Origin of the sequence: Pseudomonas sp. B7 (assembly GCF_016735645.1) — a bacterium.
Lineage (GTDB): Bacteria > Pseudomonadota > Gammaproteobacteria > Pseudomonadales > Pseudomonadaceae > Aquipseudomonas > Aquipseudomonas glycinae.
Window position 1 is genome coordinate 481,517 of sequence record NZ_JAERRE010000002.1, and the last position, 12,776, is coordinate 494,292.

12 protein-coding genes and 1 pseudogene are annotated in these 12,776 nt (G+C 62.1%); 5 read left to right on the forward strand and 8 right to left on the reverse strand.

Annotated features, from left to right (window positions below):
* Nucleotides 1-59: 59 nt before the first annotated feature.
* The 5 genes from JKA62_RS07110 (at nucleotide 60) to JKA62_RS07130 (ending at nucleotide 7,319) form a co-directional block, all read left to right on the forward strand.
* Nucleotides 60-1,874 (forward strand): glucan biosynthesis protein G, encoded by a 1,815-nt coding sequence (locus JKA62_RS07110; RefSeq protein WP_011332055.1) that lies wholly within the window; start codon nucleotides 60-62, stop codon nucleotides 1,872-1,874.
* Complete coding sequence (gene mdoH, locus JKA62_RS07115) at nucleotides 1,867-4,437, forward strand: glucans biosynthesis glucosyltransferase MdoH (RefSeq protein WP_064592875.1); 2,571 nt, start codon at nucleotides 1,867-1,869, stop codon at nucleotides 4,435-4,437. The genes JKA62_RS07110 and mdoH overlap by 8 nt, the downstream gene beginning before the upstream one ends.
* 248 nt (nucleotides 4,438-4,685) lie before the next feature.
* A complete protein-coding gene (locus JKA62_RS07120; RefSeq protein ID WP_011332057.1) occupies nucleotides 4,686-5,483 on the forward strand; it encodes a transporter substrate-binding domain-containing protein in 798 nt (265 codons plus the stop codon).
* A 149-nt stretch (nucleotides 5,484-5,632) separates the two neighbouring features.
* Complete coding sequence (locus JKA62_RS07125; protein ID WP_007952431.1) at nucleotides 5,633-6,592, forward strand: amino acid ABC transporter permease; 960 nt, start codon at nucleotides 5,633-5,635, stop codon at nucleotides 6,590-6,592.
* Nucleotides 6,585-7,319: an amino acid ABC transporter ATP-binding protein gene (locus JKA62_RS07130; protein WP_064592877.1), complete on the forward strand. Its 735-nt coding sequence runs from the start codon at nucleotides 6,585-6,587 to the stop codon at nucleotides 7,317-7,319. The genes JKA62_RS07125 and JKA62_RS07130 overlap by 8 nt, the downstream gene beginning before the upstream one ends.
* A 167-nt stretch (nucleotides 7,320-7,486) precedes the next feature.
* Here JKA62_RS07130 and JKA62_RS29190 read toward each other — a convergent pair whose 3' ends face one another.
* From JKA62_RS29190 to hisI, 8 genes and pseudogenes are all read right to left on the reverse strand, one after another.
* Nucleotides 7,487-8,359, reverse strand: a complete 873-nt coding sequence (locus JKA62_RS29190; protein WP_371850981.1) for a methyl-accepting chemotaxis protein — start codon at nucleotides 8,357-8,359, stop codon at nucleotides 7,487-7,489.
* Nucleotides 8,342-9,403, reverse strand: a pseudogene (locus tag JKA62_RS29195) (methyl-accepting chemotaxis protein); the annotation flags it as partial. The gene JKA62_RS29190 and the pseudogene JKA62_RS29195, both read right to left, overlap by 18 nt.
* A 92-nt stretch (nucleotides 9,404-9,495) precedes the next feature.
* On the reverse strand, nucleotides 9,496-10,203 hold the full coding sequence (locus JKA62_RS07140; protein WP_201817064.1) for a 16S rRNA (uracil(1498)-N(3))-methyltransferase: 708 nt from the start codon (nucleotides 10,201-10,203) through the stop codon (nucleotides 9,496-9,498).
* The gene (gene tatC, locus JKA62_RS07145) at nucleotides 10,200-10,994 is read right to left on the reverse strand and encodes a twin-arginine translocase subunit TatC (protein WP_011332061.1); all 795 of its coding nucleotides are present in this window, start codon (nucleotides 10,992-10,994) and stop codon (nucleotides 10,200-10,202) included. The genes JKA62_RS07140 and tatC overlap by 4 nt, the downstream gene beginning before the upstream one ends.
* Before the next feature lie 256 nt (nucleotides 10,995-11,250).
* The gene (gene tatB / locus JKA62_RS07150; RefSeq protein ID WP_011332062.1) at nucleotides 11,251-11,697 is read right to left on the reverse strand and encodes a Sec-independent protein translocase protein TatB; all 447 of its coding nucleotides are present in this window, start codon (nucleotides 11,695-11,697) and stop codon (nucleotides 11,251-11,253) included.
* A 10-nt stretch (nucleotides 11,698-11,707) separates the two neighbouring features.
* Nucleotides 11,708-11,986 (reverse strand): twin-arginine translocase TatA/TatE family subunit, encoded by a 279-nt coding sequence (locus tag JKA62_RS07155; protein ID WP_007952423.1) that lies wholly within the window; start codon nucleotides 11,984-11,986, stop codon nucleotides 11,708-11,710.
* Between the two features lie 25 nt (nucleotides 11,987-12,011).
* A complete protein-coding gene (locus tag JKA62_RS07160; RefSeq protein ID WP_047699744.1) occupies nucleotides 12,012-12,344 on the reverse strand; it encodes a phosphoribosyl-ATP diphosphatase in 333 nt (110 codons plus the stop codon).
* On the reverse strand, nucleotides 12,337-12,738 hold the full coding sequence (gene hisI, locus JKA62_RS07165; protein ID WP_007909357.1) for a phosphoribosyl-AMP cyclohydrolase: 402 nt from the start codon (nucleotides 12,736-12,738) through the stop codon (nucleotides 12,337-12,339). Before hisI ends, JKA62_RS07160 begins: the two co-directional genes overlap by 8 nt.
* Nucleotides 12,739-12,776: the final 38 nt, after the last annotated feature.

Below are 12,776 nucleotides of genomic sequence, written 5' to 3' on the forward strand. Positions count from 1 at the left end.
CCTCACAGGCACTTCATCTGGCCGTTGGTTTATTGATCTGTTTTCGGCGAGGGTTGCTCGTGATTGTTAGTCCCTGTAATGCAGCAAAATTGTCTGCCAAACGCTTGCGCAGCGCTCTGGTAGCGGGCTCGGCAGTACTCTGCCTGCTCAGCGCCGGCCAGCTTTGGGCATTCAATCTTGACGATGTGTCGGCCAAGGCCAAAGAGCTGGCCGGGCAGAAGTTCGAAGCCCCGCGCAGCAACCTGCCGAACGAATTCCGTGAAATGAAATTCGCGGACTATCAGAAGATTCGTTTCCGCACCGAAAAGGCCGAATGGGCCGACCAGAAGACCCCGTTCAAGCTGTCCTTCTATCACCAGGGCATGCACTTCGATACGCCGGTGAAAATCAACGAAATCACCGCGAACACCGTCGAAGAGATCAAATACGATCCTAGCCGTTTCGATTTCGGCGACCTGCAGTTCGATCCGAAGGCCACCGAACAACTGGGCTACGCCGGTTTCCGTGTGCTGTACCCGATCAACAAGGCGGACAAGCAAGACGAAATCATGACCATGCTGGGCGCGAGCTACTTCCGCGTCGTCGGCAAGGGTCACACCTACGGTCTGTCGGCCCGTGGTCTGGCAATCGATACCGCTTTGCCGTCCGGCGAAGAATTCCCGCGTTTTCGCGAGTTCTGGATTCAGCAGCCGAAGCCGGGTGACAAACACCTGGTGATCTTCGCCCTGCTGGATTCGCCTCGTGCGACCGGCGCCTACCGTCTGATCCTGCGTCCGGGCAGCGACACTATTGTCGACGTGAAGGGCCAGATGTACCTGCGTGACAAGGTCGGCAAGCTCGGCATCGCGCCGCTGACCAGCATGTTCCTGTTCGGCGCCAACCAGCCGTCGAAAGTGCTCAACTACCGTCGCGAACTGCACGACTCCAGCGGTCTGTCGATCCATGCCGGCAACGGCGAGTGGATCTGGCGCCCTCTGAACAACCCTAAACATCTGGCCGTGAGCCAGTTCAGCGTCGAGAACCCGCGTGGTTTCGGTCTGCTGCAACGTGGCCGTGATTTCAGCCACTACGAAGACCTCGACGACCGCTACGACAAGCGCCCAAGCGCCTGGATCGAGCCGAAGGGCGACTGGGGCAAGGGCACCGTTGATCTGGTCGAGATCCCGACTGCGGACGAAACCAACGACAACATCGTTGCGTTCTGGAACCCGGAAAAACTGCCGGAGCCTGGCCAGCCGCTGGACTTCGCCTACCGTATGCACTGGACCATCGACGAGGCCGCGCTGCACGCGCCGGACAGCGCCTGGGTCAACCAGACCCTGCGTTCGACCGGTGACGTCAAGCAATCGAACCTGATCCGTCAGCCGGATGGCAGCGTTGCCTACCTGGTCGACTTCGAAGGCCCGTCTCTGGCCGCTTTGGCTCCGGATGCGGACGTTCGCAGCCAGGTCAGCGTCGGCGACAACGCCGAACTGGTCGAAAACAGCGTGCGCTACAACCCGGAAACCAAAGGCTGGCGCCTGACCCTGCGGATGAAGATCAAGGACCCGAGCAAGTCCACCGAGATGCGCGCAGCCCTGGTGCAGCCAGTGGTCACCGCTGATCTGGCCAAGTCTTCGGTGCCGACGTCCAATTCGTCGGTAGCCAAGGCCGACAAGGTTGCCGCCAAGCAACAAGAGAAAGCCGACAAGGAAGCCAAGGCCGCCGAGGCCAAACAGGCCGACGCCAAGCCGGTTGCAGATGCCAAGGACAAGGCCAACAAAGACGCCAAGCAGCCAGCCGCTGCGGACGCGGCCCCAGCCACACCGGAATCGGCACCGACTGAAGAAGTCCTGACCGAGACCTGGAGCTATCAGTTGCCTGCCGATGAGTAACTCTCAAGTACAGCCAGAGACTCTGTCCGAGTACCTGGCGCATCTGCCGATGACCGACGAGCAGCGCGCGGAACTCGCGGGCTGCCAGTCCTTCAGCGAATTGCATGAACGCCTGTCGTCCAAGACCTTTGACGCACCGACCGAAGCCGCCCAGGCTTCGGTGGGCAAGCGCCTGATCCTGAGCACCGCCGAAGAGCTGCAAGACGCGGAAATGCTGGTGCTCGACGCCAGCGGCCGGGTCAGCATGAAGGCCACGCCGCCGATCCGTCGGACCAAGGTCGTGCCGGAGCCGTGGCGCACCAACATTCTGGTGCGTGGCTGGCGTCGCCTGACCGGCCGGACCAACCCGCCGCAACCGCCGAAGGACGCCAACGTGCTGCCGGCGGCGCGCTGGCGCACGGTCGGTTCGATCCGTCGCTACATTCTGCTGGTGCTGATGCTGGGTCAGACCATCGTCGCCGGCTGGTACATGAAAGGCATCATGCCGTACCAGGGCTGGTCGTTCGTCGATCTGGAAGAAGTCCTGCATCAACCGCTGCTGCAAACCGCCACGCAAGTGCTGCCGTATGCGCTGCAGACCAGCATCCTGATCATGTTCGGGATTCTGTTTTGCTGGGTGTCGGCCGGTTTCTGGACCGCGCTGATGGGCTTCCTCGAATTGCTCACCGGCCACGATAAATACCGGATCTCCGGTAAAAGTGCCGGCAACGAGCCGATTCCGAAAGACGCGCGCACCGCACTGGTGATGCCGATCTGCAACGAAGACGTGCCTCGGGTGTTCGCCGGTCTGCGCGCGACCTTCGAGTCGGTCGCCGCTACCGGTGACCTGGACCGTTTCGACTTCTTCGTCCTCAGCGACAGTAATGACACCGACATCTGCGTGGCCGAGCAGCAGGCCTGGCTGGACGTCTGCCGCGAAGCCAAGGGTTTCGGCAAGATCTTCTATCGCCGCCGTCGCCGTCGCGTCAAACGCAAGAGCGGCAACCTCGACGACTTCTGCCGTCGCTGGGGCGGTGACTACAAGTACATGGTCGTGCTCGACGCCGACTCGGTGATGAGCGGCGAGTGCCTGACCAGTCTGGTGCGCCTGATGGAGGCCACGCCGGACGCCGGCATCATCCAGACCGCGCCGCGCGCTTCGGGCATGGACACGCTGTATGCACGCATGCAGCAGTTCGCCACTCGCGTGTACGGTCCGCTGTTCACCGCCGGCCTGCACTTCTGGCAGCTGGGTGAATCCCACTACTGGGGTCACAACGCGATCATCCGCATGAAGCCGTTCATCGACCACTGCGCCCTGGCGCCGTTGCCGGGCAAAGGGGCGTTCTCCGGTGCGATTCTCTCTCACGACTTCGTTGAAGCGGCGCTGATGCGCCGTGCCGGCTGGGGCGTGTGGATTGCCTACGATCTGCCGGGCAGCTACGAAGAACTGCCGCCGAACCTGCTCGACGAGCTCAAGCGTGACCGTCGCTGGTGCCACGGCAACCTGATGAACTTCCGTCTGTTCCTGGTCAAAGGCATGCACCCGGTGCACCGCGCGGTGTTCCTGACCGGCGTGATGTCCTACCTGTCGGCGCCGCTGTGGTTCTTCTTCCTGGTGCTGTCGACCGCGCTGCTGGCGGTGAACACGCTGATGGAGCCGCAGTACTTCCTCGAACCGCGTCAGCTCTATCCGCTGTGGCCGCAATGGCACCCGGACAAGGCGATCGCGCTGTTCTCGACGACCATCGTGCTGCTGTTCCTGCCGAAGCTGTTGAGCATCATCCTGATCTGGGCCAAGGGCGCGAAAGAGTTCGGCGGCAAGTTCAAGGTGACCGTCTCGATGCTGCTGGAGATGCTGTTCTCCATGCTGCTGGCGCCGGTGCGGATGATTTTCCACACCCGTTTCGTCCTCGCCGCGTTCCTCGGCTGGGCCGCGACCTGGAACTCGCCGCAGCGTGACGACGACTCGACGCCATGGAGCGAAGCGGTCAAGCGTCACGGTCCGCAGACCCTGCTGGGCTTCTTCTGGGCGCTGCTGGTGATCTGGCTGAACCCGAGCTTCCTGTGGTGGCTGGTGCCGATCGTCGGTTCGCTGATGCTGTCGATTCCGGTGTCGGTGATTTCCAGCCGCGTCGGTCTGGGCCTCAAGTCCCGTGACGAGAGCCTGTTCCTCATCCCCGAGGAATACAATCCGCCACAGGCGCTGCTGGCCACCGATCAGTACACCCACGAAAACCGCTGGCACGCACTGAATGACGGCTTCATCCGCGCGGTGGTCGATCCACAGCAGAACGCCCTGGCGTGCTCGCTGGCGACCTCGCGTCACGGTCAGGCCGAGCCGATCGAATGGCTGCGCCAGGAACGTGTGCGTCACGCGATCAAGGTCGGCCCGGCCGGGCTGAACAACCATGATCGCCTGCAACTGCTGAGCGATCCGGTGGCCCTGGCCCGTCTGCACGAGCAGGTGTGGGCCGAAGGCCACGCCGAGTGGCTGGACGCCTGGCGGGCTTCGGTGAAAGCCGATCCCCATGCGCCGCTGCTGCCGCTCAAGCCTGTGAGCTTGCAGGCGCAACCGGCCTGATCAAGAAACCCCGCGAAAGCGGGGTTTTTTTTTGCCTGCCGATTACCGTCGCGGATCACTCGTTCCCACGCTCTGCGGGGGAATGCAGCCCGCGACGCTCTGTGTTCCATCCGGCACCAACCGATCAAAAAACCTTGTGCAAACGGACGAGTGCGTTAGCATCCGTCCCCGAATTGGCGCACCCGGACAATCTTGTCCATTTCTGTCGGTTTTCGCGCCGCAAACGCAATGGTTTTGGGGACTTGAAGATGAAGAAGTATCTGTCGATGCTGCTGGTCGGCGTCACGGCACTGGTTGCAGTCAATGCGGCGCAGGCCGGCGCAATCGACGACGCGGTCAAGCGCGGCTCGTTGAAAGTCGGTATGGATCCGACCTACATGCCGTTCGAAATGACCAACAAGCGCGGCGAAATCATCGGTTTCGAAGTCGACATCCTCAAAGCCATGACCAAGGCCATGGGCGTCAAGCTGGAGCTGGTCTCCACCGGTTACGACGGGATCATCCCGGCGCTGATGACCGACAAGTTCGACATGATCGGCAGCGGCATGACCCTGACCCAGGAACGCAACCTGCGCCTGAATTTCAGCGAACCGTTCATCGTGGTCGGCCAGACTCTGCTGATCCGTAAAGAGCTGGAAGGCACCATCAAGTCCTATAAAGACCTGAACACCGCCGACTACCGCATCACCTCCAAGCTCGGCACCACCGGCGAGATGGTCGCCAAGAAGCTGATCTCCAAAGCCAAGTACCACGGCTACGACAACGAGCAGGAAGCCGTGCTCGACGTGGTCAACGGCAAGGCTGACGCCTTCATCTACGACGCGCCGTACAACGTCGTTGCCGTGAACAAGGTCGGCGCCGGCAAACTGGTGTTCCTCGACAAGCCGTTCACCTACGAGCCACTGGCCTTCGGTCTGAAGAAGGGTGACTACGACAGCCTCAACTTCATCAACAACTTCCTGCACCAGATCCACGAAGACGGCACCTACGATCGCATCCATGACAAGTGGTTCAAGAGCACCGAGTGGCTCAAGGACATGGAATAAGCCCGGTCAGATAGACCGAGTCGCCCCATTCGCGAGCAAGCCCGCTCCCACATTGGAATGCGTTCCCTGTGGGAGCGGCGGTGCGACGATTCGACTTGCCCGCGAAGGCGGCCTCCCCGGCGACATAACTTTCGGATTTCGCTAAACCCATGAAACAGAAAAAAGCCCAATGGCCCTGGCACGTCCTGACCGTGCTGGTGCTGGTCGGCCTGGCCGGCGCGCTGTATTACGCCACGTCGCTGATGTCCTACGAATGGCGCTGGAACCGCGTGCCGCAGTACTTCGCCTATCAGGCCGAGGAAACCCAGCGCGCGACCGACATTTCCACCGTCAGCGAACTGGTGCGCAAAGGTGGCAGCGCGCAGGTCACCCTGCGCAACGATGCCGGTGACGAGCAGCACCTGACCGTCGACGAAAACAGCCTGCAATTCGCTCAGGGCGACGATGTGGCCGAAGGCGACGTCGTGGGCGTGACCCGGCATTGGGCGGCGGGCCCGCTGTTGTGGGGCCTGTGGACCACGCTTTGGCTGTCGGTGGTGTCCGGCGTGCTGGGCTTGCTCATCGGTCTGGCCACCGGGCTGTGCCGGCTGTCGAGCAACCCGACCCTGCGCGACCTGTCGACGATCTATGTCGAACTGGTGCGCGGCACGCCGCTGCTGGTGCAGATCTTCATTTTCTATTTCTTCATCGGCACGGTGATGAACCTGTCCCGGGAGTTCGCCGGGATCGCCGCGCTGTCGCTGTTCACCGGTGCCTACGTGGCGGAAATCATCCGTTCCGGTGTGCAGTCGATTGCCCGTGGCCAGAACGAAGCGGCGCGTTCGCTGGGTCTGAGTGCCGGCCAGTCGATGCGTCATGTGGTGCTGCCGCAGGCGTTCAAGCGCGTGCTGCCACCGCTGGCCGGGCAATTCATCAGTCTGGTCAAAGACACCTCGCTGGTGTCGGTGATCGCCATCACCGAGCTGCTGAAAAGCGGTCGTGAAGTCATCACCACGTCGTTCTCGCCGTTCGAGATCCTGTTCTGCGTCGCCGGCCTCTACCTGTTGATCAACCTGCCGCTGTCGAAAATCGCCAGCCGGCTTGAGCGGAGGCTCGCGCAAAGTGATTGAAGTCCGCGATCTGGTAAAAGTCTTCGACACCCGTGGGCAAGTGGTGCGCGCGGTGGATAACGTCAGCACCTCCGTGGCCAAGGGCGAAGTGCTGGTGGTGATCGGCCCGTCCGGTTCCGGCAAGTCGACGTTCCTGCGTTGCCTCAATGGTCTGGAAGAATTCGATTCCGGCTCGGTGAGCATCGACGGCCTGCAACTGGCCGACCCGAAAACCGACGTCAACGCCTACCGCCGCGAAGTCGGCATGGTGTTCCAGCATTTCAATCTGTTCCCGCACATGACCGTGCTGGAGAACCTGTGCCTGGCGCAGAAAGTCGTGCGCAAGCGCGGCCAGAAGGAAAGCGAGGCCAAGGCTCTGGCATTGCTGGAGAAGGTCGGCATCGCCCAGAAGGCCCGCGAATATCCGTCGCGCCTGTCCGGCGGTCAGCAGCAGCGCGTGGCAATTGCCCGGGCGCTGGCGATGGACCCCAAGGTCATGCTGTTCGACGAGCCGACCTCGGCCCTCGATCCGGAAATGGTCGGCGAAGTGCTGGACGTGATGAAGAACCTGGCCGTGGAAGGCATGACCATGGTCTGCGTGACCCACGAAATGGGCTTCGCCCGTGAAGTGGCGGATCGGGTGCTGTTCTTCGATCACGGCAAACTGCTGGAAGACGCCTCGCCGGCCGAGTTCTTCGATGCACCGAAGGATCCGCGAGCCCAGGCGTTCCTGCGGCAAGTCCTCTAAACGCAGGGCAAAAAAAACGCAGCCATTGGCTGCGTTTTTTATCACTGATCGTTCCCACGCTCTGCGTGGGAATGCCGCCCAGGACGCTCTGCGTCCCTTCGCAAGCGTGACGCGGAGCGTCACAGGATGCATTCCCACGCGGAGCGTGGGAACGATCGGGCGTCCACTTACACCTTGAACCGGCCCACCAGCGTTTGCAGGTGAGTGCCCAAACGCGCCAGCTCGACGCTGGAGGCCGCTGTCTCTTCACTGGCCGCCGAGGTCTGGTCCGAGACATCCCGCACGTTCAGCACGCTGCGGTTGATCTCTTCAGCCACAGCGCTCTGCTGCTCGGCCGCCGCAGCGATCTGCTGGTTCATCGCCTGAATCGCCGAAACGGTGCGGGTGATGCTTTCCAGCGAACCACCGGCACGCCGGGTCAGCTCGACGCTGCTGTCGGTCAGGGTGCGGCTGTTGTCCATGATCGTTGCCACTTGCTGGGTGCCGTTCTGCAGTCCGACGATCAGCTCTTCGATCTCTTCGGTGGACTTCTGGGTGCGCTGGGCGAGGCTGCGAACTTCGTCGGCGACCACCGCAAAACCACGTCCGGCTTCACCGGCACGGGCGGCCTCGATGGCGGCGTTGAGGGCCAGCAGGTTGGTTTGCTGAGCCACGGACTTGATCACGTCGAGCACGCTGCCGATCTTGTCGCTCTCGCGCTTGAGCTCGCCCATGGCCTCGGTGGAGTGGCCGACTTCGGCAGCCAGACGTTCGATCTGGGCGATCGCCTCGCCAACCACCTTGTCGCCTTCACGGGCCTGCTGATCAGCAGCGACCGCGGCTTCCGAAGCTTCCTCGGCGTTGCGCGCGACTTCCTGCACGGTGGCGGCCATTTCGTTCATGGCGGTGGCGACCTGGTCGGTCTCGATTTTCTGATTGTTGACCCCGGCGCTGGTCTGCTCGGTCACGGCGGACAATTCTTCGGCGGCGCTGGCGATCTGGGTCACGCCGTCGCTGATGCCGCCGATCAATTCGCGCAGGCCCTGAGTCATGCTCTGCATCGAGCGTTGCAGTTGACCAAGTTCATCGCGGCGCAGGGATACCAGATTGTGGGTCAGGTCACCGGCGGCCACGCGCTCGGCGACTTTCAGGGTTTGCTCCAGCGGAATGATGATCTGCCGGGTGATCGCCCAGGCCGCCAGCAGACCGAAGGCCAGGGCCAGCAGGGTGGCGATCATCAGCATGTTTTTGGCGTGCGCGGCATCGGTGTCGCGGACGATGGTCTGAGATTCGGTAAGTTTCTTGCTGACGTCGAGCAGGATGTCGCCCTGAGCGGTCATTCGCGCCATGGCCTTCGCGTTGTTCACCTGGGAGTCGCGGAACTGGCTGACGGCAGCGCGGTAAGCCTTCAGCGATTCGGTGGCCTGTTGCAGGTTGGCGATGTGTTGCTCGGGCAGTTTGCTCGGCAGGCTTTCGAGATTGTTCAGGGCCGCGGCGATGGCATCCAGCGCCGGTTGTTCGGCTTCGGCCTTGCCGCTGTAGGTGTAGCCGCGCACCTGATAGCGCGCCTGCTGCAGCAGTTTGCTCAGCTCGATCACGCTGTTGAATTGCGCAACGCTGTCGCCTTGCAGCAGGGATTTCTCGACTTCGCTGACCTTGGCCACGGCGTTATCGGCGCTGGCGCCGAGTTTGCTGCGGGCGTCTTCACGCTGCACGGTGGCCTGGGTCATGTCGGCAAAGGCGCGTTTGTACTCGGCGACCGCCGCGAGTTGCTGGTCGATCATGGCCACGTCGGACGGTTGCTCGATCATGCCGCGCGCGCTTTGCAGGCCGCTGTCGAGCTTGCCGAGCAGGTCGTTGACCGCGCCAGGGCCCTGTTCGCCACGGCGGGCTTCATAGTCCAGGCGTGCCAGGCGCAGGTCTTTGGTCAGCTCGTTGAGGCTGGAGATGAACCCGAGCTTGTCACCCCGGCTGATGATCCCGCTCATGCCGGTCCAGCCGGTGAAGGTGATCAACAGGGTCAGCAGCAGCACCAGGCCGAAACCGATTCCAAGCTTACGTTTGACGCTGACGTTTCCAAGACTCTCGGCTAACCAACGGTACATGCGACGACTCCCCTCGGACCACTAATTGGACTTATGGAGAGGGTATCGGCCAGATGATGGCAATCTGTAACGCCTTTTGTCTGGCGAAGACTTCAGAACAGCCGGGCCAGCAGCGCGGTGACGGCGGTTTCGACCCGCAGGATTCGCTCGCCAAGCTGCACCGGTTGCAGCCCGGCCTTGGCCAGCAGATCGATTTCGTAGGGAATCCAGCCACCCTCGGGGCCGATCGCCAGGGTCACCGGTTCGTTCAGGGCGCGGGGGCAGGGCGGGAAATTGCCCGGATGGCCGACCAGACCGAGGGTGCCGTCGGTGATGGCCGGCAGGCGATCTTCGACGAACGGCTTGAAGCGCTTCTCGATGATGATCTCCGGCAGCACCGTATCCCGAGCCTGTTCGAGGCCGAGGATCAGTTGTTCGCGGATGGCGTCCGGTTCGAGGAACGGCGTCTGCCAGAAGCTTTTCTCGACCCGGTAGCTGTTGACCAGAATCACCTTCGACACGCCCATGGTCGCCACGGTCTGGAACACCCGGCGCAGCATCTTCGGGCGGGGCAGGGCGAGCACCAGGGTCAGCGGCAGTTTGGCCGGTGGCGGTTGATCGAGGTTGACTCGCAGCTCGGCTTCGCCCGCGTCAAGGCGCAAAAGCTCGGCCGAGCCCATCAGCCCGCCAATGCGCCCGACCCGCAGGCTGTCGCCGACTTCCGAACGGTGGACTTCCTGCATGTGGGTCAGGCGCCGATCACGCAGCACGACGCGGTCGGCCGCAATGAAGTCGGCCTCTTCGAGCAGCAGCAGGTTCATGGCTGAGTCGCTGGCGGCTGGTCGTTGTGATCGTCGGCGGTTTCTTCCGGGCGCTCGCGCTTGCTGACCAGACTGCCGAAGAGGATGCCGACTTCGAACAGCATCCACATCGGCACGGCCAGCAGGGTCTGGGAGAAGATGTCCGGCGGGGTCAGGATCATGCCGACCACGAAGCAGCCGATGATCACGTACGGACGGATCTTCTTCAGGTATTTGACGTCGACCACGCCGATCCACACCAGCAGCACCACGGCCACCGGGATTTCGAACGCCACGCCGAAGGCGAAGAACAGCGTCATGACGAAATCGAGGTAACTGGTGATGTCGGTCATCATTTCCACGCCGGCCGGGGTGGCCGAGGCGAAGAACTTGAAGATCAGCGGGAACACGAAGAAGTAGGCGAACGCCATGCCGGTGTAGAACAGCAGGATGCTGGAGATCAGCAACGGCACTGCGACACGCTTCTCGTGCTTGTACAGACCCGGTGCGATGAAGCCCCAGATCTGATGCAGGATCACCGGAATCGCCAGGAACAGTGAGACCATCATCGTCAGTTTCAGCGGCGTCAGGAACGGCGACGACACGTCGGTGGCGATCATCGTCGCGCCGGCCGGCAGGTATTCGCGCAGCGGCGTCGAGACGAAGGTGTAGATCTGCTGGGTGAAGGCAAACAGCCCGGCGAAGATGATGAAGATCGCCGCCACGCAACGCAGCAGGCGGGTGCGCAACTCGGTGAGGTGCGAAACCAGCGGCATGTGCTGGTCGTTTTCGGGGAGGCTAGGGCCTGTCATCGGTCATTTCCTGTGTCGCGCCGAGCCCGTATTTGCGCAGGGCAAGGCGCGAGGCGCGTAGTTTGGCGTTTCAAATAAGCAACGAGTAACGCAGCCCTGCGCAAATACAGGCCGGCCCTTCGGGTTGTGCCTGAAAGCGGGCCAGGCTGCGTTGTAGTCCTTGGAAAGGTAAAACACATTCCCTGCGGACTACGCCTTGCCTGGCCCGCTTTCAGGCGACAACGCGACACAGGAAATGACCGATGACAGGCCCTTGTCATGGGGCTCGCGGCGGCTGAGTGGTGTCGTTTGGCGCTGGTGTGGTCGGCGCGGCGGTTTGGGCTACGTGTTCAACCGAGGCTGGCGCGACGACAGGCGCTGATTCGGTTGGCGCTACAGCAGGTGCCGCTGGCGTTGGAGCGGCAGGGCTGTGAATCGTCTGCTCACCCACGTGCTCGACCGGCGTCGGCTCCTGCTGAACCGGCGTGAAAATCTTCCGCGCCTCCTGTTCCAGTGACAGGATGTGCTCGTTGTGCAGTTGCCGACGGATTTCGTCGGCACCGATTTCACGCTCAACTTCCTGTTTGATCGCGTTGAAGCTGCGCTTCAGCCGTCCGACCCACAGGCCGGCGGTGCGTGCAGCGCCCGGCAGACGCTCGGGGCCCAGCACCAGCAGGGCGACGAGGCCGACGAGCAGCAGTTCAGAGAAGCTGATACCAAACATTAGTCAGTGCTCACACGTCTTTGCGGATCGGCTCTTCGACTTTCTGCGCCTGCACATCGATGGTGTGCGGCGGGTTGGCCTGAGCGGTGGCTTGCGGCTGTACCGGCGGTACCGGTTGCGCAGGCGTGACGGTCGGATCGGCCGGTTTTTCGTCGTCGTTCATGGCTTTACGGAAGCCCTTGATCGACTCGCCAACGTCGGTGCCGAGGTTCTTCAGTTTCTTGGTACCGAACACCAGTACCACGACCACCAGGATGACGATCCAGTGTTTCCAGTCAAAAATGCCCATGTTGCTGTTCCTCTTTTGAAGTTGTTCAGGCGGACGGGCGCGAGGCTTTCTCGACGTGTCCGGACAGGCCGAAACGGCGATCCAGTTCATCCAGCACCGCCTGCGGATGCTGCCCCAACTGGGCAAGCATGACCAAGCTGTGGAACCACAGGTCGGCGGTCTCGTAGATCACGTCGCTGCAGTCGCCGCTGACGGCGGCGTCCTTGGCGGCGATGATCGTTTCGACCGATTCTTCGCCGACCTTTTCCAGAATCTTGTTCAAGCCCTTGTGATACAGACTAGCCACATACGAACTGTCGGCAGCAGCGCCCTTGCGCTCTTCCAGCACCTGAGCGAGGCGGGTCAGGGTGTCACTCATGTTTGTGTCCTGCGGAGTAAATAGCGTGCGGGTCTTTCAGGACCGGGTCGACCGTTTTCCAGTCGCCGTTTTCGAAGACGCGGTAGAAGCAGCTTTGACGGCCGGTATGGCAAGCAATGTCGCCGATCTGCTCGACCATCAGGATGATGACGTCGGCGTCGCAGTCCAGACGCATTTCATGCAGCGTCTGTACGTGGCCGGACTCTTCGCCCTTGCGCCACAGCTTGCCACGGGAACGTGACCAATAGATGGCACGGTTTTCCGCCGCGGTCAGCTCCAGGGCTTCGCGGTTCATCCAGGCCATCATCAATACGCGTCCGGTCTTGTGATCCTGGGCAATCGCCGGCACCAGGCCATCGGCGTCCCACTTGATCTCGTCCAGCCAGTTTTTCATCTTCGACTCCGACAGCGAACCCACACTTAAATAGTCGG

What these genes read in the sequence shown, in the direction of transcription:
- tatB (WP_011332062.1), bottom strand. Translation starts at nt 11,697, where the DNA reads ATGTTTGGTATCAGCTTCTCTGAACTGCTGCTCGTCGGCCTCGTCGCC.
- JKA62_RS29190 (WP_371850981.1), bottom strand. Translation starts at nt 8,359, where the DNA reads ATGCAGAGCATGACTCAGGGCCTGCGCGAATTGATCGGCGGCATCAGC.
- JKA62_RS07155 (WP_007952423.1), bottom strand. Translation starts at nt 11,986, where the DNA reads ATGGGCATTTTTGACTGGAAACACTGGATCGTCATCCTGGTGGTCGTG.
- hisI (WP_007909357.1), bottom strand. Translation starts at nt 12,738, where the DNA reads ATGAAAAACTGGCTGGACGAGATCAAGTGGGACGCCGATGGCCTGGTG.
- JKA62_RS07140 (WP_201817064.1), bottom strand. Translation starts at nt 10,203, where the DNA reads ATGAACCTGCTGCTGCTCGAAGAGGCCGACTTCATTGCGGCCGACCGC.
- JKA62_RS07125 (WP_007952431.1), top strand. Translation starts at nt 5,633, where the DNA reads ATGAAACAGAAAAAAGCCCAATGGCCCTGGCACGTCCTGACCGTGCTG.
- mdoH (WP_064592875.1), top strand. Translation starts at nt 1,867, where the DNA reads ATGAGTAACTCTCAAGTACAGCCAGAGACTCTGTCCGAGTACCTGGCG.
- tatC (WP_011332061.1), bottom strand. Translation starts at nt 10,994, where the DNA reads ATGACAGGCCCTAGCCTCCCCGAAAACGACCAGCACATGCCGCTGGTT.
- JKA62_RS07160 (WP_047699744.1), bottom strand. Translation starts at nt 12,344, where the DNA reads ATGAGTGACACCCTGACCCGCCTCGCTCAGGTGCTGGAAGAGCGCAAG.
- JKA62_RS07120 (WP_011332057.1), top strand. Translation starts at nt 4,686, where the DNA reads ATGAAGAAGTATCTGTCGATGCTGCTGGTCGGCGTCACGGCACTGGTT.